Origin of the sequence: Streptomyces sp. NPDC087420 (assembly GCF_044744165.1) — a bacterium.
Taxonomy (GTDB): domain Bacteria; phylum Actinomycetota; class Actinomycetes; order Streptomycetales; family Streptomycetaceae; genus Streptomyces.
Map to the genome: position 1 here is coordinate 105,969 of NZ_JBIUXU010000003.1, position 18,958 is coordinate 124,926.

Annotated in this window: 16 protein-coding genes and 1 tRNA gene; 12 read left to right on the forward strand and 5 right to left on the reverse strand. The window is 73.4% G+C overall.

The window, feature by feature from the left end; translation table 11 throughout:
- Positions 1-59: 59 nt before the first annotated feature.
- Entirely contained in the window at positions 60-1,067 is a 1,008-nt protein-coding gene (locus tag ACIO1C_RS06535; protein WP_401859290.1) for an SEC-C metal-binding domain-containing protein, read from the reverse strand.
- A gap of 139 nt (positions 1,068-1,206) precedes the next feature.
- A complete protein-coding gene (locus tag ACIO1C_RS06540; RefSeq protein ID WP_401859292.1) occupies positions 1,207-2,673 on the reverse strand; it encodes an MFS transporter in 1,467 nt (488 codons plus the stop codon).
- A 143-nt stretch (positions 2,674-2,816) separates the two neighbouring features.
- On the opposite strand from ACIO1C_RS06540, the gene ACIO1C_RS06545 reads away from it, so the two are divergent.
- The 4 genes from ACIO1C_RS06545 to ACIO1C_RS06560 all read left to right on the forward strand — a co-directional run bounded on the left by ACIO1C_RS06545 (position 2,817) and on the right by ACIO1C_RS06560 (position 5,875).
- On the forward strand, positions 2,817-3,344 hold the full coding sequence (locus ACIO1C_RS06545) for a winged helix-turn-helix transcriptional regulator (RefSeq protein ID WP_401859294.1): 528 nt from the start codon (positions 2,817-2,819) through the stop codon (positions 3,342-3,344).
- A 179-nt stretch (positions 3,345-3,523) separates the two neighbouring features.
- Positions 3,524-3,835 carry a DUF6412 domain-containing protein gene (locus ACIO1C_RS06550; protein ID WP_401859296.1) on the forward strand — a complete coding sequence of 104 codons (312 nt, stop codon included), beginning with the start codon at positions 3,524-3,526 and terminating at the stop codon, positions 3,833-3,835.
- A 154-nt stretch (positions 3,836-3,989) separates the two neighbouring features.
- A complete protein-coding gene (locus ACIO1C_RS06555) occupies positions 3,990-4,754 on the forward strand; it encodes a YidC/Oxa1 family membrane protein insertase (RefSeq protein ID WP_401859298.1) in 765 nt (254 codons plus the stop codon).
- A gap of 260 nt (positions 4,755-5,014) precedes the next feature.
- Complete coding sequence (locus ACIO1C_RS06560) at positions 5,015-5,875, forward strand: fumarylacetoacetate hydrolase family protein (RefSeq protein WP_401859300.1); 861 nt, start codon at positions 5,015-5,017, stop codon at positions 5,873-5,875.
- Between the two features lie 146 nt (positions 5,876-6,021).
- Here the strand turns inward: ACIO1C_RS06560 and ACIO1C_RS06565 are convergent, their stop codons facing one another.
- Together ACIO1C_RS06565 and ACIO1C_RS06570 are read right to left on the reverse strand one after the other, a co-directional pair.
- Positions 6,022-6,534 carry a heme-degrading domain-containing protein gene (locus ACIO1C_RS06565; protein ID WP_401859302.1) on the reverse strand — a complete coding sequence of 171 codons (513 nt, stop codon included), beginning with the start codon at positions 6,532-6,534 and terminating at the stop codon, positions 6,022-6,024.
- Positions 6,531-7,628, reverse strand: a complete 1,098-nt coding sequence (locus tag ACIO1C_RS06570) for a Gfo/Idh/MocA family oxidoreductase (protein ID WP_401859304.1) — start codon at positions 7,626-7,628, stop codon at positions 6,531-6,533. Before ACIO1C_RS06570 ends, ACIO1C_RS06565 begins: the two co-directional genes overlap by 4 nt.
- A gap of 211 nt (positions 7,629-7,839) precedes the next feature.
- Between ACIO1C_RS06570 and ACIO1C_RS06575 the strand changes: the two genes are divergently transcribed.
- From ACIO1C_RS06575 to ACIO1C_RS06600, 6 genes are all read left to right on the forward strand, one after another.
- Positions 7,840-8,907 (forward strand): ROK family protein, encoded by a 1,068-nt coding sequence (locus ACIO1C_RS06575; protein ID WP_401859306.1) that lies wholly within the window; start codon positions 7,840-7,842, stop codon positions 8,905-8,907.
- A 190-nt stretch (positions 8,908-9,097) separates the two neighbouring features.
- The gene (locus ACIO1C_RS06580) at positions 9,098-10,456 is read left to right on the forward strand and encodes a hypothetical protein (RefSeq protein ID WP_401859308.1); all 1,359 of its coding nucleotides are present in this window, start codon (positions 9,098-9,100) and stop codon (positions 10,454-10,456) included.
- Positions 10,457-10,713: 257 nt separating this feature from the next.
- On the forward strand, positions 10,714-11,493 hold the full coding sequence (locus ACIO1C_RS06585) for an HAD-IIA family hydrolase (RefSeq protein ID WP_161310662.1): 780 nt from the start codon (positions 10,714-10,716) through the stop codon (positions 11,491-11,493).
- A 93-nt stretch (positions 11,494-11,586) separates the two neighbouring features.
- On the forward strand, positions 11,587-12,300 hold the full coding sequence (locus ACIO1C_RS06590) for a hypothetical protein (RefSeq protein ID WP_401859310.1): 714 nt from the start codon (positions 11,587-11,589) through the stop codon (positions 12,298-12,300).
- A 1-nt stretch (position 12,301) separates the two neighbouring features.
- Positions 12,302-13,009: a class F sortase gene (locus tag ACIO1C_RS06595; RefSeq protein WP_401859312.1), complete on the forward strand. Its 708-nt coding sequence runs from the start codon at positions 12,302-12,304 to the stop codon at positions 13,007-13,009.
- 114 nt (positions 13,010-13,123) lie between these two features.
- The gene (locus ACIO1C_RS06600) at positions 13,124-14,176 is read left to right on the forward strand and encodes a glycoside hydrolase family 6 protein (RefSeq protein ID WP_401859941.1); all 1,053 of its coding nucleotides are present in this window, start codon (positions 13,124-13,126) and stop codon (positions 14,174-14,176) included.
- A 203-nt stretch (positions 14,177-14,379) separates the two neighbouring features.
- Here ACIO1C_RS06600 and ACIO1C_RS06605 read toward each other — a convergent pair.
- A tRNA-Lys gene (locus ACIO1C_RS06605) sits at positions 14,380-14,453 on the reverse strand.
- Positions 14,454-14,637: 184 nt separating this feature from the next.
- On the opposite strand from ACIO1C_RS06605, the gene ACIO1C_RS06610 reads away from it, so the two are divergent.
- Together ACIO1C_RS06610 and ACIO1C_RS06615 are read left to right on the forward strand one after the other, a co-directional pair.
- Positions 14,638-16,113 carry a peptidoglycan-binding protein gene (locus ACIO1C_RS06610; protein ID WP_401859314.1) on the forward strand — a complete coding sequence of 492 codons (1,476 nt, stop codon included), beginning with the start codon at positions 14,638-14,640 and terminating at the stop codon, positions 16,111-16,113.
- A gap of 1,289 nt (positions 16,114-17,402) precedes the next feature.
- On the forward strand, positions 17,403-18,917 hold the full coding sequence (locus ACIO1C_RS06615; protein ID WP_401859316.1) for an SPFH domain-containing protein: 1,515 nt from the start codon (positions 17,403-17,405) through the stop codon (positions 18,915-18,917).
- Positions 18,918-18,958 lie beyond the last annotated feature (41 nt).

Below are 18,958 nucleotides of genomic sequence, written 5' to 3' on the forward strand. Positions count from 1 at the left end.
GGGCGGTTCACGGTTGATGGTGGTCGGGTTCTGTCCGAGCGATCGATCCGGCGGAGTGATCAGGAAGACAGCGGAGTGCCGTGGCAGTCCTTGTAGGGGGTGCCTGAGTTGCACCAGCAGGGGGCGTTTCTTGCGGGGGGCCAGGGGGTGGCTCGGCCTCGGGCGGCGAGGGTGGTGGCGTATTGGGGGAGGAGGTTGGGGTCTTTGGGGGGCGTGGCCTCTGAGGCTGCGAAGGCTTCGTACGAGGGGACCGTGCCTGTGACGATGCCCAGGTTCGGGGTGCCCGTCGCGGCCAGGTCGCGGAGAGAGGACTCCAGGGCCGCCAGGTGGGCTTCCTCGGTGGGGTATTCCTTGGTGAGGGCCGGGTACGCCGCGAGGAGTTCGTGCAGTTCCCGGGTGGGCCAGTGGAGTACCGCCACCGGGAACGGGCGGGACAGGGCCGTGCGGTACGAGCCCAGTTCGGCGCGGAGGCGGGTGATCTCGGCCTGGAGTTCGGCCGGGTTGTCCGAGCCCAGGGACCAGAGGCGCTTCGGGTCGTGGAGTTCGTCCAGGGGGACCGTCGCGCGGTGGAGGCTGTCGGCGAGGGTGTCCCAGGCGTCGTGGTCCAGGGCCAGCAGGCGGCGGACGCGGTGGCGGCCGGTCAGGAGGGACTGGGTGCGGTACGGGACGTCCTCGCCGGGGGTGAGGAGCAGTTCGAGGGCCGTGGTGAAGGAGTCGAGGGCCGCTTCGAGTTCGTCGTGGGCCTCCAGGGTCTCCGCCACGATCTCCCAGGGGGCCGGGTCCAGCGGGGCCGCGGCGCGGAGGCCGGCGATGATCGCGTGGGCCTCGGCCTCGTGGCCGTACTCCCAGAGGTTGGCCGCCTTGAGGGCCTTCACCAGGTGGGGGTGGTCGGGGGAGGCCGCGAGGAGGGTGTCGTAGAGCCCGGTGGCGCGGTCGCGGGCGCCGGCGAGTTCCAGATGGGCCGCGGCCTGGAGGAGCAGGGGCTCGTGGTCCTCCGGGTACTGGGCCGCCGTGCGGAGCAGGCGCTCGGCTTCCGTGGTGTGGTCAGCAGGCATGTCGGGGCGCATGGTCCACACCGTACTGCCGTAGGGGGTGGAGACGGAGGCCGGTGGGAGGAGAGGGTGGTGGTGGGGGGGGAGTGGGGAAGTGGGGGGAGTGGGCGGGAGTGGGGAAGGGGCCGGTGGGGTGTGGGGGTGGGGCGTTGTGTCAGGACCGCCGTGTGCGGTCCTTCAGTGCGAGGACCAGTGCCGCCGCCACCAGCGAGAGCGCCGTCGCCACCAGGATCGCCGCGTTCGCTCCCGCCTCCCGGCTGTCGCCCGACGTCGCCACCGCGATCATCAGGGCCACGCCCGCCGCCGAACCGATGTAGCGGGCCGTGTTGTTGGCGCCCGAGCCCATCGCCGCGCGTTCCGGCGGTACGGACTCGACGGAGAGGCGGGGCAGGGCCGCGTTCAGCAGGCCGCTGCCCACCCCCGCGACGAACAGCCCCGGCAGCAGGCCCACCAGCGACCCGGCGTCCAGCGCCACCAGGATCGCCGGCGCCCCCAGCGCGTGCAGGACGAAGCCGAACACCAGCTGGTGGCGGGCCGCCACCCTCCCGCTCAGGCGCCTGGCCTGGAGCGCCACCACAAACGCGGTGCCCGCCCACAGCACGAACAGCCAGGCCGCGCCGAGCGCCGACAGCCGTATCGCCCCCTGGAGCAGGGACGGCAGATAGCTCATCATCCCGATCACCGCGAGCCCCGTGAACAGCCCGCCCACCGACGCCGCCTGGAAGAGCGGGCGGCGCAGCAGGCCCAGGTCGATGAGGGGAGCCGCCGTACGCCTCTCCACCACGGCGAAGACAGCGGTGAGTACGACGGCCGCGGCCAGCAGGAGCAGGACCGGCGCGCGCAGCCAGCCGTCCCGGCCCAGCGTGAGCGCGCTGATGAGCGCCGTGAGCGCCAGCGCGAGGGTCAGCGCGCCCGTCAGATCGGGCCGGGTGCGGTGCGGGGCGCGTGACTCGGTGAGTACGCGGGTGGCGAAAGCGGCCGTGACGAGTGCGGCGGCGCCGAGGATCACGTACGGCAGCCGCCAACTGGTGCTGTTCAGGGCGCCGGTCAGCAGCGGGCCGAGGGCGATCCCGCCGCTGACGAACGCGCCCCACACCCCCGTCGCCCTGATCCGCGCGTGCCCGGCGGGGAAGGCGTGGACCAGCAGGCCGAGACTGCTCGCGATGATGGCCGCGCTCGCCGCGCCCTGCGCGACCCGGGCCAGGGTGAAGAAGAGGCTGTCGCCCGCGAGCGCGCCGAGTGCCGTACTGACGCCCAGCGCGAACGTGCCGATGAGGAAGAGCCGCCGCCGGCCGTAGTCGTCGGCGAGGCTTCCCGCGACGAGGAGCAGGGCGGCGAGACCGAGCGGGGTGCCGTTGAGGAGCCACGCCTGGGCGGAGAGCGGGGTGCCGAACTCCGCGGTCAGGGTGGGGAGGCTGAGCATCGGGGTCGTGTAGTTCATCAGCGCGACCATCGTGGCGAGGCTGGTGACCGCGAGGGTCGCGGCGGGGAGGCGCGCGGTTGCGCCTGTGGGCGCGGGCGGGGGCGGGGGCGGGACCGTGGGGAGGGCCGCGGGTAGGGGCCTGGGGAGGGCTCCCGGGACGGACCCCTGCCCGCTTGTGTCTGTTTTCGTTCCAGCCATGGCGTCTCTCGTCCCCTGCGGTCCGTTGTTCCGTTCCGGGTCATCCCGTGGCCGAGTAGGTTCGTTCATTGAACCTGAACGGTCGGCGCCGAGCGTAGCATGGTCAGTTCATTCATTGAACCTAGGGTTGGTAAGGTGACGGCATGGCTCTCGGGAAGGACTACACGGCCCAGCAGTGCTCGATGGCCCGCGCGCTGGAGATCATCGGCGAACGCTGGACCCTCCTGGTCGTCCGCGACGCCTTCTACGGAGTCCGTCGCTACAACGACTTCCTCAGCCACCTCGGCCTGCCGCGCGCCGTCCTCGCCTCCCGCCTCCAGAGCCTGGAGCGGGCCGGCGTCCTGGAGAAGCGCCGCTACCAGGATGCCCCGCCCCGCGACGAGTACGTCCTGACCGCACGCGGTCTCGGCCTCTGGCCGATCGTGCGCTCGCTCAGCGTCTGGGGCCGTGAGGTCGATGGCTCCGAGCAACTGCGGATCTTCACCCACGCCGTGTGCGGCACCGAACTGGGCGCGTACGGTGAGTGCTCCGCCTGCGCCGTGCCCGTACCGCCGCAGGACGTCGAGATGCTCCCGGGCCCTGGACTCGACCGGAATCCGGAAGATCCGGTGTGCCGGGCGCTGCTGCACCCCCGCCGGCTCCTCCGGCCGCTCACCACCGATCGCGCGTAGCCGCTGCCGTACGACCGATCGCGCATAGCCGATCCCGTACAACCGATCGCGTACAGCCGGTGCCGTACAACCGATCCCGTACGGACCGATCGCGGATGACCGATCCTGTATAACGGTTGGAGTGCGCCTGACCCTCCCGGTCGGGACGAAGAGGTCGGGACGAGGAGAGGGGGCAGGCGATGATCCGTACCGTGCTGCGCCAGCTGCGCCCCGCCGGCCTGCTGCTCTTCCTCCTCACCGAGGTCATGCTGCTGGACGCCGGCAGCCTCTCCGCCGCCGTCGCGCTCGCCGCCACCGCCGCGGCCGGTTCCGCCCTCGCCGTGTGCGCGCACATCAGCGCGCGCTCCGTGCCCGCCGTACCGCGTCAGCGGGTACGGACCGCCATCCGTGACCGCGAGCAGCGCACCGCCTTCCTGCCGCAACGGGATCCCGACGCCTCCGGCCGCACCCGGGCCCGAGCGCCCGGCCGTCCTCTGCCGACGGCCGCGTAGAGGTTCACCGGGTTCACCACCGTTTCCCCGCTTCACCGCTCTTCCCTCCCCCCCCCGGCTCCCTCCCCACCCCCGGTGTCCCCGCGCGGGTCGTCCTGCCGAATTCACGAATTCCCATTCGTCCGGCACGACGAGACCCCACGGAGGGCTCACCATGTCTGTCTTCATGTCTGTCTTCGCCGATCTGGTCGGCAACTTCTCCGACCTGCTCCAGCCGGTCTTCCACCACGGCGCGGCCGCGGCGGCGATCATCCTCTTCACCGCGTTGGTACGGCTCGCGATCCACCCCCTCTCCCGGGCGTCCGCGCGCGGCCAGAAGGCCCGTACCAGGCTGGCCCCGCAGATCGCCGAACTGCGCAAGAAGCACGCCAAGAACCCCGAGCGCATGAAGACGGCGCTCATGGAACTGCACGCGGCGGAGAAGGTCTCGCCGCTGTCGGGATGCCTGCCGAGCCTGTTGCAGATGCCGGCGTTCTTCCTGATGTACCACCTGTTCTCCAGCCGCCGGATCGGCGGCGGGGCGAACGAACTCCTCGGCCACTCCCTCTTCGCCGCCCCTCTCGGCGACCGCTGGGCCGACGCGCTCGCGCACGGGGGGATGTTCGGTGCGGCGGGTGCGGTGTACGTGGTCCTCTTCGCGATCGTCGCCGGCGTCGCGACCTTCAACTTCCGCCGGATGAAGCGGCAGATGGCGGCCGCGCCCGCGATGCCCGCGGGGCCGGACGGCCAGCAGGTCGCCGGACTCGGCGCGATGATGAGGTTCATGCCGCTGATGTCCTTCGCGACGCTCTTCACGGTCGCCGTGGTGCCGCTGGCGGCCGCGCTGTACGTGGTGACGAGCACCACATGGACAGCGGCGGAACGGTACTTCCTCTACCGGGACATGCCGCTGGCGGGGGCGCTGGCCAGCCCGGTGTGAGGGGGGTGGCCTGAGCGGCGGGCGGCGTGAGCGGGTGGGGCGCCGGGAGGGGGCTCGGGCGGGTCCAGGTGGGGAACCAGCGGTCCAGGTGGTGAACCGGGGCTTGCACAGTGATCGGATGTCTTGGAGGATCGAACGGCCCGCCTGCGGCTGTGTCCCCGGGACGGGCGAACCCCCGGACACCCCCGGCCCGGCCGCGCTCGACCGCGCTCGACGGCGCCCGCCCAGCTCGACCAGCTCGACCAGAGGGAGAAACACCAATGAAGTTGTTGCGAGTCGGTACGGCGGGGGCGGAGCGCCCGGCGCTGCTCGACCAGGACGGTACGACCCTCCGGGACCTCTCCGGCCTGGTCACGGACATCGACGGGGCACTCCTCGCCGATGACTCCGCCCTGGAGCGGGTACGCGCTGCCGCCGCCTCCGGCGACCTGCCCGTCCTCGACCCGAGCGGTCTGCGCATCGGGGCGCCGGTCGCGCGCATCGGCAAGATCGTCTGCATCGGCCTGAACTACCACGACCACGCCCGCGAGACCGGGGCGGAGATCCCCTCCGAGCCGATCATCTTCTTCAAGGCTCCGGACACAGTGGTCGGACCTGATGACACGGTTCTTGTCCCCCGCCGCAGTGTGAAGACCGACTGGGAGGTCGAGCTGGCGGTGGTGATCGGCCGCACCGCGCGCTACCTGGACTCCGTGGAGGAGGGGCTGGCGCACGTCGGCGGCTACGCCGTCTCGCACGACGTCTCCGAGCGCGAGTTCCAGCTGGAGCGCGGGGGCCAGTGGGACAAGGGCAAGAACTGCGAGACGTTCAATCCGCTCGGCCCCTGGCTGGTCACGGCGGACGAGGTGCCGGACCCGCAGACCCTCGCGATGAAGCTCAGCGTGAACGGTGAGGTCAAGCAGGACGGGACGACGGCCGAACAGATCTTCGGGGTCGGGGAAGTGGTGCGGTACGTCAGCCAGTTCATGACGCTCTACCCGGGAGACGTCATCAACACCGGGACTCCGGCGGGTGTGGCGCTGGGGCAGCCCGAGCCCAAGCCGTACCTGCGGCCCGGCGACGTGGTGGAGCTGGAGATCGCGGGGCTGGGCCGCCAGCGGCAGGAGCTCAAGGGCGCGTAGCGCCTGTGGTTCGCTCGGTGGTGACGAGTGCGGCTGCGCGGGTGCGCGGGTGCGGGTGCGGTACGGGGTACGGGGCACGGGGTACGGGTCTGGGCCTCGCATCCGAACCCCGCACGCGCACGCGCCCCGCACGCCCTACAGCCTCGTCACTCCGCCGACAGCGCGCCCAGCTTCTCCAGCGCCTCCACCACCATCGCGTGGTCCTCCGCCTGCGGCAGCCCGGAGACCGTGACCGTGCCGATGACCCCCGCGCCCTCGACCGCGATCGGGACCGCGCCGCCGTGTGCCGCGTACCTGTCCGGGTCCAGGCGGGACGACTCCTCGAACGTCGTGCCCTTCTCGCGGAAGCGCGTGCCGACGAGGAACGAGCTGGCGCCGTACCGTTCGGCCACCCGCCTCTTACGGTCGATCCAGGCGTCATTGTCCGCCGTCGAGCCGGGCAGCGCGTAGTGGAACAGCTGTTGAGGCCCCCGGCGGATGTCGATCGCCACCGGCGCCCGCCGCTCCCTGGCCAGCTCCACGAGGAGTGTGCCGAGCACCCACGCGTCGTCGTAGGTGAAGTGACGGAGGGTCAGTTTCGCTTCCTGTGCTTCGAGTTCGGCAGCCGTGGGAGGGGTGGAGAGCGGCGTGGAAAGAGATGCGGACAGCGGGGTGCTCATGAGCGGGCCTCCAGGTTGATCGTGACACCCTCGCGCGCCGAGCGCCGGGCCGCTTCCAGGACGTCCAGGGCCGCCGCGGCCTCGCGCGCCGACACCGGCGGGGCCGTACCCTCGCGCAGCGCGGTGGCGATCCCCGCGTAGAACGCCGGGTAGTCGCCCGGCGCCGTCTCCACCGGCTCGCCGCCGCCGGTCGCCGGGGACTCGCCCGCGCCGATCCGGCCCCACATCGAGACGGGTTCCACACCCCAGGGGGCGTACGTGCCAGGCCGCCTGCCCTCGCGCAGGTCCGCCTCCTGCGGGTCGAGGCCGTACTTCACGTAGCCCGCCGACGAGCCCAGTACCCGGAAGCGCGGGCCGAGTTGCGCGGTGGTGGCGCTGGCGTACAGGTGGGAGCGGACGCCGTTCGCGTGCGTGATCGCGATGAAGGTGTCGTCGTCGGCCCGCGCGCCGGGGCGCCGTACGTCGGACTCCGCGTACACCCGTACCGCCGGGCCGAAGAGGACCAGCGCCTGGTCGACGATGTGGCTGCCCAGGTCGTACAGCAGTCCGCCGATCTCCTCCGCGGAACCCGACTCGCGCCAGCCGCCCTTGAGTTGAGGGCGCCACCGCTCGAACCGCGATTCAAAGCGCTGTACGTCGCCCAGCTCGCCGGCCTCGATCAGGCGGGCGAGCGTGCGGAAGTCGTTGTCCCAGCGGCGGTTCTGGAAGACGGAGAGCAGCAGGCCGCGCGCCTCGGCGAGCGCGGCCAACTCCCGTGCGTCGGCGGCCGATCCGGCGAGCGGCTTGTCCACGACCACGGGCAGGCCGGCTTCGAGCGCGGCGGTCGCGAGCGGTACGTGTGTTTTGTTGGGGGAGGCGATGACGACCAGATCGAGCGTGTCCGCGCGCTCCCACAGCTCGTCCGGCGAGGCCGCGAACCGTACGTCGGGGAACTCGGCGCGCGCCTTCTCCTGGCGCTCGGGGTTCGAGGTGACGATCGTGTCGAGCACCAGACCGTCGGTCGCGGTGATCAGGGGGGCGTGGAAGACGGAGCCCGCGAGGCCGTAGCCCACAAGGGCGACGCGCAGCGCGGTGCCAGTCCCGGTATCAGTCATGGGTCCACTTAAGCAACGCTGTTGCCAAAGTGCAAGAGCGGTGCAGAATGGCGGGGTGGACACGGCGAGTACGGGGAGTGCGGGAGGCGCGTCGGGCGCGGCCGGCTCGGGGAATGCGGCGGGCAGGGGGAATGCGGCGGCCCCGGGGAGTGGTCCAAGGCGTTCGGCGAGCGCCGGGAGCGCGCATGTCGGGCCGGGGGCCAATCTGCCCGTGCTGCGGGGGCACAACGCGGCGCTGGTACTCGACCTGCTCCGTACGGCGGGGGCGGGCGGCATCAGCCGCCTGGAGCTCGCCGAGCGCACGGGCCTGACCCCGCAGGCCGTCAGCAAGATCACCGCCCGGTTGCGTACGGAGGGGCTCGCCGTCGAGGCCGGGCGCCGGGCGTCCACCGGCGGGAAGCCGCGGACCGTCCTGCGCCTGGTGCCGTCCGCCGCGTACGCGGTGGGCCTGCACCTGGACCGCGACGAGCTGACGGCGGTCCTGGTGGACCTGGCCGGGGCGGTGGCCGCGGCACGGACCGTTCCGTTCGACCTGGGCGCCGGGGCGGCGGAGGTGGTGGGGGCGGCTGTGACGCAGGTGGGGTTGGTGGCCGGGGAGGTGCGCGAGGTGGCGGGCGGCGGGGGGCTGCTCGGGGTGGGGGTCGCGATGCCGGGCCCCCTCGACCACCGCACCGGCGTCCTCCAGCGTGTCACCGGCTTCCCCGCCTGGGACGGCTACCCGCTGCGCGACGCGCTCGCCGAACGCCTGGGGCTCCCGGTCGTCCTGGACAAGGACACCAACGCCGCCGCCCTCGGCCTCGCCCTGCGCGGGCCAGGCGACTCCTTCGCGTACCTCCATCTCGGTACGGGGCTGGGGGCCGGACTGGTCCTCGGCGGCGCGCTCCACCGGGGGGTCCGCACCGGGGCGGGGGAGTTCGGGCACCAGGTCATCCAGCTCGACGGGCCGCTGTGCGACTGCGGCAACCGGGGCTGTGTCGAGGCGCTGTGCCTGGCGGCGGTCGCGCGCGGCGATCTGGCGGAGGCGGCGCGGGTGCTCGGCGCGGGGGCGGCGAACCTGGTGGGGCTGCTCGACATCGACCGGGTCCTGCTCGGCGGCCGGACGATCGCGGCGCACGAGGAGTGTTTTGTACGGGGCGTGGGGGCGGCGGTCGCGGAACGGGGCCGGGGTGCGGTGGTTCCGGTACGGGGCGTGGAGGGGGCGTATCCGGTGGCGGAGGGGGCGGCGCAGTTGGTGCTGGCTCCGGTGTTCGGGCGGGGGCGGGGGGCCGAACTGGGGTGACTGGGGTGAGGGGTGGGCCGATCGAGGGTATTCGTACGATTTTCATACCTTTCTGTGTCGTGGTGCCCCGAGGTCGGGGGTCGCGCGTGGCAGCGTCGGACCCGGTGCCGGCCGATGGCCGGCTGGCAGGGCCAGGAACCGGCACCGTCCGTGTCCTGACCGCTTCGCGAGCAGCAAAGGCCGTGCCCCCATGCGACTGCGTCATGCCCTCGCCCCCACGCTCGGAGTCCTCGCGGCGACCGCCGTGGCCCCCGCCCTGACGCCCTTGGCACAGGCCACGGTCCCCGACCTGCGCGCGACCACCCACGCGGCCCCGCCCGTCGCCCCGGCGACCGCCGTCGGTATGCCCGGGCCCGGTGCCGTGCGTGGGTCCTACGCCGCCCGCACCGCCCACGCCGGTCGTGCCGCCTACGCCGCCCGCACCGCCCACGCCGATCGTGCTGCCGACACCGGTCGTGCCGGCCCCGTCCGTAGCGCCTGGGCCGCGCGTGTGGTCGCCCTGGTCAGGGCCACGCGGGACGTCCGTACGTCCGGGGGTGGCGGCGACGGTGCGTCCCGCTGGGGTGACCGGGCCGGCGTGACCGCCTGGGCGGGCGGTCGCGCCCCCGGTGTCGCCCGCGTCGCCGCGCCCGTGCCGGGGCCCGTGGCCGATCGGCAGCCTCGTTGCGGGAAGGCGTCCGACCCCGACTTCCCGATCGACACCCGCATCCACGGCGGTCCGCGCTCCTACCGGCCCGGGGGCGGTGCGGGTACCTGGTATCTCGATCTCACCAACACCACCGCCGACGCCTGCCACGACATCCACCCCGTGATCGTCCTTGTCGACCGGGCCCGGGTCCTCAAGCCCGCCCAGGTCAGGCTCCAGATGTCCGACGGCGGGGGCCGCTGGCGGACCCTCTCGCTGGAGCGGTCCGACGAGGACGAGACGCTGGGCATCCTCGACGACGGTTCGCCCGGTTTCGCCGTCCCTGCGGGACGTACCGTCACCGTCCGCGCGCGGCTCACCTTCGCCAAGGGCACCCGCGCCAACACGATGGAGATCAACTCCGCGACCGTGCAGCGCCGTGGCGACGACGGGGACTGGGTCGGGAAGTCCAACTCCTATCGTTTCTCCGTCGGCCGCGTGGAGTACGACGGCGACCTCGATCCCGACCTCAACCTCGATCAGGACGTGTCCGTCGACCGGCCCAGCGGGCAGTCCACCGACCGTCCCCACGGCCGTCCGGACGGGGGGCGTGCCACCGACCGGCCCGCCGACAACGGCGCGAGCAGCGGCGGTACCGACACAGGCACAGGCACAGGCACAGGCACTGGCACCGGCACCGGCACCGGTACGCGCCCCGGCGTCGGCGGCCACGGCGAGGAGACCCCGGGATCCGGGCGGCCCCCGGGTGGCGTGTCGCCCGCCCCCGCCCACCCCGAGGACCCCGAACTCGCCGCGACCGGCCTCGGCGGCACCCTGGGCCGGAGCCTCGCCGCCGGTGCGCTGCTCGCCGTCGGAGGCGCGCTGTTCGTCGCCTTCCGGCGCCTGCGGACCCAGCGGCGCTGAGAGGCGAGGCTGAGGCGTCGGGTTGAGGTTGAGAGGGGGGCCCGAGGCGCGCGCGGTACGTGGACCCGGCCGCCGGGGGTCCGCCAGGACCAACCCCAACAGGCCTGCTCGTACGGGGAGTCCGGCATCCCCGCCGCCCTCCGCCCCCGCCCCGCACCGCTCGCCCCGGACGCATGCGCGGCCCCGCCGCCCGCTCGTTACGCTGGATGGGTCGGACCGAGCACAATTTTGGCCACCGCAGAGCGGAGAACAATCCAGTGGCAGAGCGCAAGCCGATCGAATCCTGGCTCACCGACATGGACGGTGTCCTCATTCACGAAGGGGTTCCGATCCCCGGCGCGGCCGAGTTCCTCAAGGCGCTGCGGGAGTCGGGGAAGCCCTTCCTCGTTCTCACCAACAACTCCATCTACACCCCCCGCGACCTCCAGGCCAGACTCGCCCGCATGGGGCTCGACGTACCGGTGGCCAACATCTGGACGTCGGCGCTCGCCACCGCCAAGTTCCTGGAGGCCCAGCGGCCCGACGGCACGGCGTACGTGATCGGCGAGGCCGGACTGACCACCGCCCTGCACGACATCGGCTACATCCTCACGGACCACGAGCCGGACTACGTGGTGCTCGGCGAGACCCGTACGTACAGCTTCGAGGCCCTGACCAGGGCCATCCGGCTGATCAACGGCGGCGCCCGGTTCATCTGCACCAACCCCGACGAGACCGGCCCCTCCACCGAGGGCCCGCTGCCCGCCACCGGCGCGGTCGCCGCGCTGATCACGAAGGCGACCGGCAAGGACCCGTACTTCGCGGGCAAGCCGAACCCGCTGATGATGCGGACCGGGCTCAACGCCATCGGCGCGCACTCCGAGACCAGCGCGATGATCGGCGACCGGATGGACACGGACGTGCTGGCCGGTCTGGAGGCCGGGATGGAGACCTTCCTGGTGCTCACCGGAGTGACGACACCGGCGGAGATCGACCGCTATCCGTTCCGTCCCTCGTCGGTCGTTGACTCGATCGCCGACCTTGTGGACCGTATCTGAGCAGGTCAGCGGGGTGCGCCGAGAGGTAGGCGGCCGCTGCGGATGCGAAAACCCGCCGCGCGGGTGAGCCTGGCGTCTACCAGGAGGTTCACCATGCGTTCAAGGTTGCTCGCTCTCCGTACCACCGGTGCGGCCGCCGCACTGGTGGTCGTCCCCGTCCTCGGCGCCACCGTCCTCGGTGCCACGGTCCTCGGCGCCACCGCCGCACAGGCCGACGAGTCCGTACGCGTCACTGTCACCCCGGCGACCGTCGCCCCCGGTGGCGAGGTCGCGATCCGTGTCGACGGCTGCAAGAGCCGGTTCGGTACGGCCAGGTCCCAGGTCTTCGTCCTGGAGGCCGGCCTCTCGGGCCCGGTGTTCAGCCGAGGGGGCCGCGACGACGGCCCTCCCGGTGACCGCGGCTCGGCGGGCCGCGAAGAAGCGGGCCGCGAACAAGCCGGCCGCGAAGAAGGCCGGAAATCACCCCTGTTCGGGCAGGCGGCCATCAAGTCCAAAGCCGCCTCCGGCACCTACGAGGTCAAGGTCAAGTGCGACGGCCACGGCCGGTCCGGCGCGGGCATCGTCCAGGTGGTCCACTCCCGGCCGACCCACCACCGGCCCACCCACCACGCCAGCCCGGTCGCACCGGTACGCGCGGGCGGCGGCGGTACGGCGGTCCTCGCCGCGGACGGACGGGACGCCGACAAGGCGGAGGGCCCCGGCACCCGTCACGCGGTGATCGGTCTGGTGCTGGCCGGTGTCGCCGCGGTCGCGGTGGCGTACAGGAGCGTGCGACGGCAGCGGTCGGCCGCGCGGGACGCGGACTGACATGTCCACCGGCGAGCGCACCACGGGCACGGCGGGCACCAAGGGCACCAAAGGCAGCGGCAGGCTGCTGACCGGAGTGGCCTGGGCCGTGCTGCTGCTGGGGCTCTGGCTCTGGGGCCGCGACGCCACCGGCGGCACGGGCGGCCAGTCGGCGCCCACGACCGGTGACGTGGCCGCGGTCGGCCGCCCGCTGGGCGGCGTGCCGCTGCCCGCCGCCCGTGAACCGCTGGAGCCGTCGGAGCCACGGCGCGTCGAGGTCCCCTCGCTGGGGATCGCGGCGCCCGTCGCGCCCCGGGGGCTGGACGGCGCGGGGGCGGTCGACCCGCCGCCGTACGAGACACCGCACACGGTCGGCTGGTACGGCGGCGGGGTGCAGCCGGGCGCGGCGGGCACTGCCCTGTTCGTCGGGCACGTCGACACCGAGACGAAGCCGGCCGTCTTCTACGGACTCAGCTCGGCCCGGCCCGGCGCGAAGGTCCGGGTGGCCAGGAGCGACGGTTCCGTCGCCGAGTTCACCATCGACGACGTGCAGGTCTTCAGCCGGGAGCGGTTCGACGCGAAGAAGGTCTACGGGCCGCGCGAGAAGTCCCGTGCCGAGCTGCGGCTGATCACGTGCGGCGGGACGTTCGACAAGAAGGCCGGCGCGTACACGGCGAACGTGGTGGTGTCGGCGTACCTGACGGGTGCGGACGAGGCCCGCGACAGCTGAGCCTTTCCCCCGGGCCCCGAGAGGCGTGGTCCCGGGGACTTCAGGCGGAACCCCCGGGCGAGGGGGCCCGCGAACCGTAATGTGGGGGCCGTGGTCCTGGACTTGGGGGAGCGGATGGACGGCAGTGCGGTACGGGCCACGGCCCTCGCGGCGGGTGCGCTGCTCCTGCTGGCGGGCTGCTCGTCCGGCGGCTCGGGAGGCTCCGGCGGCGACGGTCCCGACGGTCCCGACGGTCCCGACCGGGGTGAGCGTGCCGCCCCCACCGCGCCCATCGGCCAGCGCCCCAAGGCGGACGTGCCGTACTGGGTGGATCCCGACGGTACGGCCGCCCGCGAGGCCGTCGTGTACGAGGACCGGGGCGACCGGAACAGCGCGCGGCTCCTCAGGAAGATCGCCGAGCAGCCCGCCGCGTCCTGGATCGGCCCCGACGACCCCAGGGCGCAGGCGGAGGCGGTGACAACGGCGGCCACGGAGGCCGACCGGGACGCGCTGCTGGTGCTCTACAACATCCCGCACCGCGACTGCGGCCAGTACTCGAAGGGCGGCGCCGCCGACGGGGACGCGTACCGGACGTGGATCGACGAGGTCGCGCAGGGGATCGGCGCGCGCAGGGCCACGGTGATCCTGGAGCCGGACGCCGTGCTGCACCTGGCGGACGGCTGCACTCCGGAAGCGTTCCGCGAGGAGCGGTACGGTCTGCTCGGCGCGGCGGTCGAGCGCCTCGGCCGCCAGCCAGGCACCTCCGTCTACCTCGACGCGGGCAATCCGGGCTGGCGCACGCCCGACGCGCTCTTCGAACCGCTGCGGCGCGCGGGTCTCGCGCGGGCCGACGGCTTCGCGGTGAACGTGTCGAACTTCTTCCCGACCGCCGAGAGCGTGGACTTCGGCAAGCGGCTCTCCGCGCGGGTCGGCGGCAAACCGTTCGTGATCGACACCAGCCGCAACGGCAACGGCTCGTACACCTCGGGGGACCCCGGCGAGAACTGGTGCAACCCGCCGGGCCGCGCGCTCGGCGAGGCGCCGACCGTCAGGACCGGCGATCCGCTGGTCAAGGCCTACCTGTGGATCAAGCGCCCGGGGGAGTCGGACGGCGAGTGCAGGGGCGGGCCGCGGGCGGGCGAGTGGTGGGCGGAGTACGCGGTGGGGCTGGCGCGGAACGGGTCGTGACCCGGCGTGCGCGGGTGAAGGGCGTACGTACGCGGAGGGCGCACGCACGCGCACGCTCCAGGCACACGCCCTCGGCGTGCGAACCCCAACAATGGCGGACATACGCCACGTCTCCGAGGTGTACGGAAGCGCGGCGTCGTATCGGAACAGGGACGGAACAGACGAAGCCCCCTCACGTGACGTGAGGGGGCTTCGTCCGTCGGTGCGCCGTCAGGGACTCGAACCCCGGACCCGCTGATTAAGAGTCAGCTGCTCTAACCAACTGAGCTAACGGCGCGCGCTGACCTGGAGAACTCTACCCGATCGCCATGGGTGGGCCGGACCATTTGATGGCCCTCGCGGCCTGTCGGATAGTCGTTTTTTACCTTTGATCCGTCAAAATGCGACTTGTCCAGACAGTTGAGACACTGACGCCCGTGCAGTCGCGTCGACAGATCTTGATGAGTGTGGAGGGGATTCGCATGACCGTCCCGGCCTTCGAGGAGTACGAGCCCGCTCCTGACTGCCCCTGCCCCGGATGCGCGGGGCGGCGCCGGGATCTGGCGAGAGGGCTGCCGGTACGGGCCGGCGGCCACCCGGGCGCGCACGGCGCCCGGCGGGCGTTGGTGCTGGTCACGGCGGCGGGAGTCGCGTTCGGCGCGACGGGACTGGACGCGCGGGCCGACATCGGGCCGGACGGGACGGGCTTTGACGGGATCGCGGCGTCGGCCGCCCTGCCCGGAGCCGTGTCCGGGGCCGGGGCCGGCGATGGGGTGGTGCCGGGCGCCGTGCTCGCCGCCGTGCCCGGCGGTGAACCCGATCCGGAGACCCCGCAGGGCGGCAGCGGCCCCCTGCACGGGCGTCCGTCGCCCGGACCCGTCGCGGGGAAGCCGGCCGAGCCGCTGCGCGCCACGACCCGGGCGGACATCATCAACCGCGCCAAGCGGTGGGTGAGCGCGCAGGTGCCGTACAGCATGAGCAAGTACTGGTCGGACGGGTACCGCCAGGACTGCTCCGGCTATGTCTCGATGGCCTGGAACCTCGCGGGCAACGAGTGGACCGGCAGCCTCGCGCAGTATGGCGTGAAGATCGCGCGGGAGGACCTCCAGCCGGGGGACATGCTGCTCTTCCACAACCCGTCCGACCCCAACAAGGGGTCGCACGTCACGCTCTTCGGCGGCTGGACGGACTACACGCACGCGTACTACTTCGCGTACGAGCAGACGCAACCGCACACGCGGACGCAGTCCACGCCGATGGCGTACTGGAACAACTCCGCGCGCTACGTGCCGTATCGCTACCGGGGGCTGACCGAGGGCACTGAGGGCGCCGAGGGCGCGGGCGGCAGCAAGGCGACGGTGGTGCCGTACCCGGGCGCGAGGGCGTTCGGGCCCGGCGCGCACAACAAGTACGTCACCCAGCTCGGCCGGATGCTGGTCGAGCGAGGCGCCAAACGCTTCTACACCCAGGGTCCGGGGCCGCGCTGGGAGGACGCGGACCGGCGGGCCACGCGCGCGTTCCAGCTCGCGCAGGGCTGGCGCGGCGCGGAGGCGGACGGGCTGCCGGGACCGCAGACGTGGCGGCTCCTGATGCACGGCCTGGGCAAGGGCATCGCGGGGGCGGGCGGGAAGAGCACCGGTCGGGCGGCCGGGGGTGGTGCGGCCTCCGGTGGTGGCGCCTCCGCCGGTCGGGCCGGTTCCGGTGGTACGACGGCGGGGGTGCCGGCGTATCCGGGCCTCGGGTCCTTCCGGCCCGGCCGGTCGGGTCCGTATGTCGAGCGGCTCGGCGAACGGCTGGTGGGGAAGGGCTTCGGCAGGCACTACACCTCGGGCCCGAGCCCGAGCTGGGGCGAGGCGGACCGGCGCAACGTCGAGGCGTTCCAGCGCGCGCAGGGCTGGCGCGGCAGGGCGGCGGACGGCTACCCGGGACCCGAGACGTGGCGGCGACTCTTCGGATGACGGAGGCAAGGATGACGACGAGGGCGGGACAGCACGACGAGGGTGACCCGGGGCCAGGTTTCGCCCCGGGCCCGGGCCCGGCTTCGGGCCCGGCTCCAGCTTCGGGCCCGGGGCCTCGGCCGGAGGCCCCCACCTCCGCCCCCACCGCCCCCACCGCACCGGGGCGGACGCCCGCGCCGGCGGACGGGAACGGCGCGCACGGCGGCGGCGCCCAGGGGGCGCTTCCCTCGGAATCATCCGGTTCGTACGTGTACGCCTCTGGGGCGCCCGCTTCGAGGACGGCCGCCTCGGAATCGTCCGCTTCGTGTGTGTCTGCCTCTGGGACGCCCGCTTCGGTGGCACCTTCGTCGGTGGCCTCCGCTCCGTACGTGCCGGCCTCGGAGTTGTCCGCCTCGGGGGCGTCTGCTCCGGAGGCGTCTGCCTCACAGGTGTCCGCCTCGGAGCCGTTTGCCCAGGACGTTCCCGCGCCGGACGTGTCCGCCCCGAGCGCGCCTGCTCGCAGCGCGCCCGCCGTCGCGTGGACGCCCGCGCTCGAAGGCACACACTGCCGGCCGGTGACGGTGCACGAGGACGGCCGCGTCGAGCCGCTGCTGCCGTCTCCCGCCGTGCCGGCGGAGCCGGAGCCGGTCCATGGGATCTCCGTCGACACGGACACACAGGACGCGGGCGCACGCGTCGGCTCCGAGCGCGGAGAGCGCGGGTTCGCGCCGGCCAATACGCCCCCGACGGCCGGTCCCCGGCGAGACGCCGGGCCTGGTTCCGGGCGGGGCGCGGGGCCGGCCTCCGCGCCAACCTCCGCGCGCAGCGCCGAATCGCCCTCCGGGCGGCCCTCCGGGCCTGCTACCGCACTGACCTCCCGGTCGGTCTTCGGGCGGGATGCCGAGTCGGCCTCCGTGCCAGCCTCCGAGCGGGATGCCGGACCCGCTTCCGCGCCGACCCTCGGATCGGCCTCCGGGCCCGCTTCAGCGCCGACCTTCGGGCCGTCCGCCGGGCGGGACGCCGGGGCGGCCTTCGGGCGCGGTGGGCGCGGGGCCGAGTTGGCCTCCGCGCGGGACGTCGAGTCGGCTTTCGCGCCGACCTTTGAGCCTGCCTCTCGACGCGGCGCCGAGCCAGCCTCCGTGCATGGCGCCGAGTTGGCCTCCGCGCCGGATGCCGGGCCGGCTTCCGCGCGGACCTTTGAGCCTGCCTCTCGGCGGGACGCCCAGTCGGTCTCCGCGCGTGGCGCAGGGTCGGTCCTCCCGCAGGATCCGGAGAGGGATCCGGTGGCGGAATCGGTCGTACGTCCGTCGGTGCGGCAGGTTCTCGGGCGTGATCTGCCCGGTCCCGTGGAGCACCTCGCTCCCGCCCACCCGCTCACCCCCGCCCTGCGCCCGATCCCCGGGCGCGAGCTGAACGCGCCCGCCGGAATCGCCCCGCTCGCCTCCTCGGCGGGGGAGCCCGAGCCCCCGTCCTCGTCCCGGTCCGTACCGCCCGTCCCGTCGGCGTCCGAGCCGCAGTCAGGGGCGTCGCCCGTGGACGTACCGCCGATCGCCCCCCGGACGGAGTCGCCGTCCGCGCCGACGGCCGCGACGCGCGCCGTACCGCCTGCGGGGACCCCGGCCGAATCTCCCTCCACGATCCCTTCCACGCCCCACGCCCGTGTCGCCGACGACGGTTCGGGCCCCCGCGCCGGTGGTGGTGATGGGGCCGGTGCCGGCGACGGTGCCGACGCCTCCGGCGAGACCGTGCGGTGGAACAGTCCGCTCATCGTGGGGGAGTCCACCCACGAGATCCCCGTCCACCTCCTCTTCCGCGACGAGACCGGCCCCTCCCTCCCCGCCGCCGGCGCGCGGCGCATGCGGCGGGTGCCCGCCCCCGCGCCCGGGCCCGTCGTGCCGGTACGGGCCGCTCCGCCCACCGATCCCAAGCTCGTCGAGCGGCCGGGATCCGTACTGCCCGGCTGGGTGGCGGCGTTCGCCGGGTTCGCCGCCGTCGTCGCGTGCGCCGTTGTCGTCTGGTGGGCCGGGGTCGTCCCCGACGCGGTCAACACCATGCTCCGGCTGCCCTCCCCCGCGTACCACGGCATCACCATCGCGGAGTGGGCGCTGCTCACGCTCGGAGTGACCGTCGCGCTCTTCGCCTTCGGCGGGCTCGGGCGGGGGCGGGTCGGGCAGGCCTGGGTGCTGACGCTCTTCGGCGACTACCGGGGGAGCGTGCGCCGTACGGGACTCCTCTGGGTCAGCCCACTGCTGCTGCGCCGCAAGGTCGACGTACGGCTCAGGCACTGGCGCAGCGAGCCGGTGCCGGCGGTCGACGCGAACGGTACGGCGCTGCGCGTGGTCGTCCTCGTCGTGTGGCGGGTCAAGGACACCGTGCGCGCCGCGCTCGGCGTACGGGACCACGAGGAGTACCTGCGCGAGCAGGTCGAGGCGGCGATGGCGCGTGTCCTGTCGCAGCTGCCCGCCGACGCGTTCCACGACGACGCCCCGACCCTGCGCAACGCGGAGGCCGTCGGCGACGCGCTGACCCGGATGCTGTCGGCGGAGTGCCGGCCCGTCGGCGTCGAGGTCTTCTCGGCGCAGCCGACCCGGATCGAGTACGCCCCCGAGATCGCCGAGGCCATGCAGCGCAGCCGGATCGCCGCGATCGACGCCCGGCACCGGGACAGCGTGCTGACCTCGGTGGTCGACGCGGTGGACGACACCGTGCACCGGCTGACGTCGCGCGGACTGGTCGAACTGGACGACTACGAGCGTAAAGCCCTGGTCAAAGACCTCACGGTGGCCTTCTACACAGGCCGGCAGGGCGCGGCGGAGAGATTCTGATTGGTCTGGACCGCACTTGTTATGGACACGGTCAAGTTCCG

Bases quoted from the DNA above. Each gene is read 5' to 3' on its own strand.
- ACIO1C_RS06535 (WP_401859290.1), bottom strand. From the start codon at position 1,067: ATGCGCCCCGACATGCCTGCTGACCACACCACGGAAGCCGAGCGCCTG.
- ACIO1C_RS06540 (WP_401859292.1), bottom strand. From the start codon at position 2,673: ATGGCTGGAACGAAAACAGACACAAGCGGGCAGGGGTCCGTCCCGGGA.
- ACIO1C_RS06545 (WP_401859294.1), top strand. From the start codon at position 2,817: ATGGCTCTCGGGAAGGACTACACGGCCCAGCAGTGCTCGATGGCCCGC.
- ACIO1C_RS06550 (WP_401859296.1), top strand. From the start codon at position 3,524: ATGATCCGTACCGTGCTGCGCCAGCTGCGCCCCGCCGGCCTGCTGCTC.
- ACIO1C_RS06555 (WP_401859298.1), top strand. From the start codon at position 3,990: ATGTCTGTCTTCATGTCTGTCTTCGCCGATCTGGTCGGCAACTTCTCC.
- ACIO1C_RS06560 (WP_401859300.1), top strand. From the start codon at position 5,015: ATGAAGTTGTTGCGAGTCGGTACGGCGGGGGCGGAGCGCCCGGCGCTG.
- ACIO1C_RS06565 (WP_401859302.1), bottom strand. From the start codon at position 6,534: ATGAGCACCCCGCTGTCCGCATCTCTTTCCACGCCGCTCTCCACCCCT.
- ACIO1C_RS06570 (WP_401859304.1), bottom strand. From the start codon at position 7,628: ATGACTGATACCGGGACTGGCACCGCGCTGCGCGTCGCCCTTGTGGGC.
- ACIO1C_RS06580 (WP_401859308.1), top strand. From the start codon at position 9,098: ATGCGACTGCGTCATGCCCTCGCCCCCACGCTCGGAGTCCTCGCGGCG.
- ACIO1C_RS06590 (WP_401859310.1), top strand. From the start codon at position 11,587: ATGCGTTCAAGGTTGCTCGCTCTCCGTACCACCGGTGCGGCCGCCGCA.
- ACIO1C_RS06595 (WP_401859312.1), top strand. From the start codon at position 12,302: ATGTCCACCGGCGAGCGCACCACGGGCACGGCGGGCACCAAGGGCACC.
- ACIO1C_RS06600 (WP_401859941.1), top strand. From the start codon at position 13,124: ATGGACGGCAGTGCGGTACGGGCCACGGCCCTCGCGGCGGGTGCGCTG.
- ACIO1C_RS06610 (WP_401859314.1), top strand. From the start codon at position 14,638: ATGACCGTCCCGGCCTTCGAGGAGTACGAGCCCGCTCCTGACTGCCCC.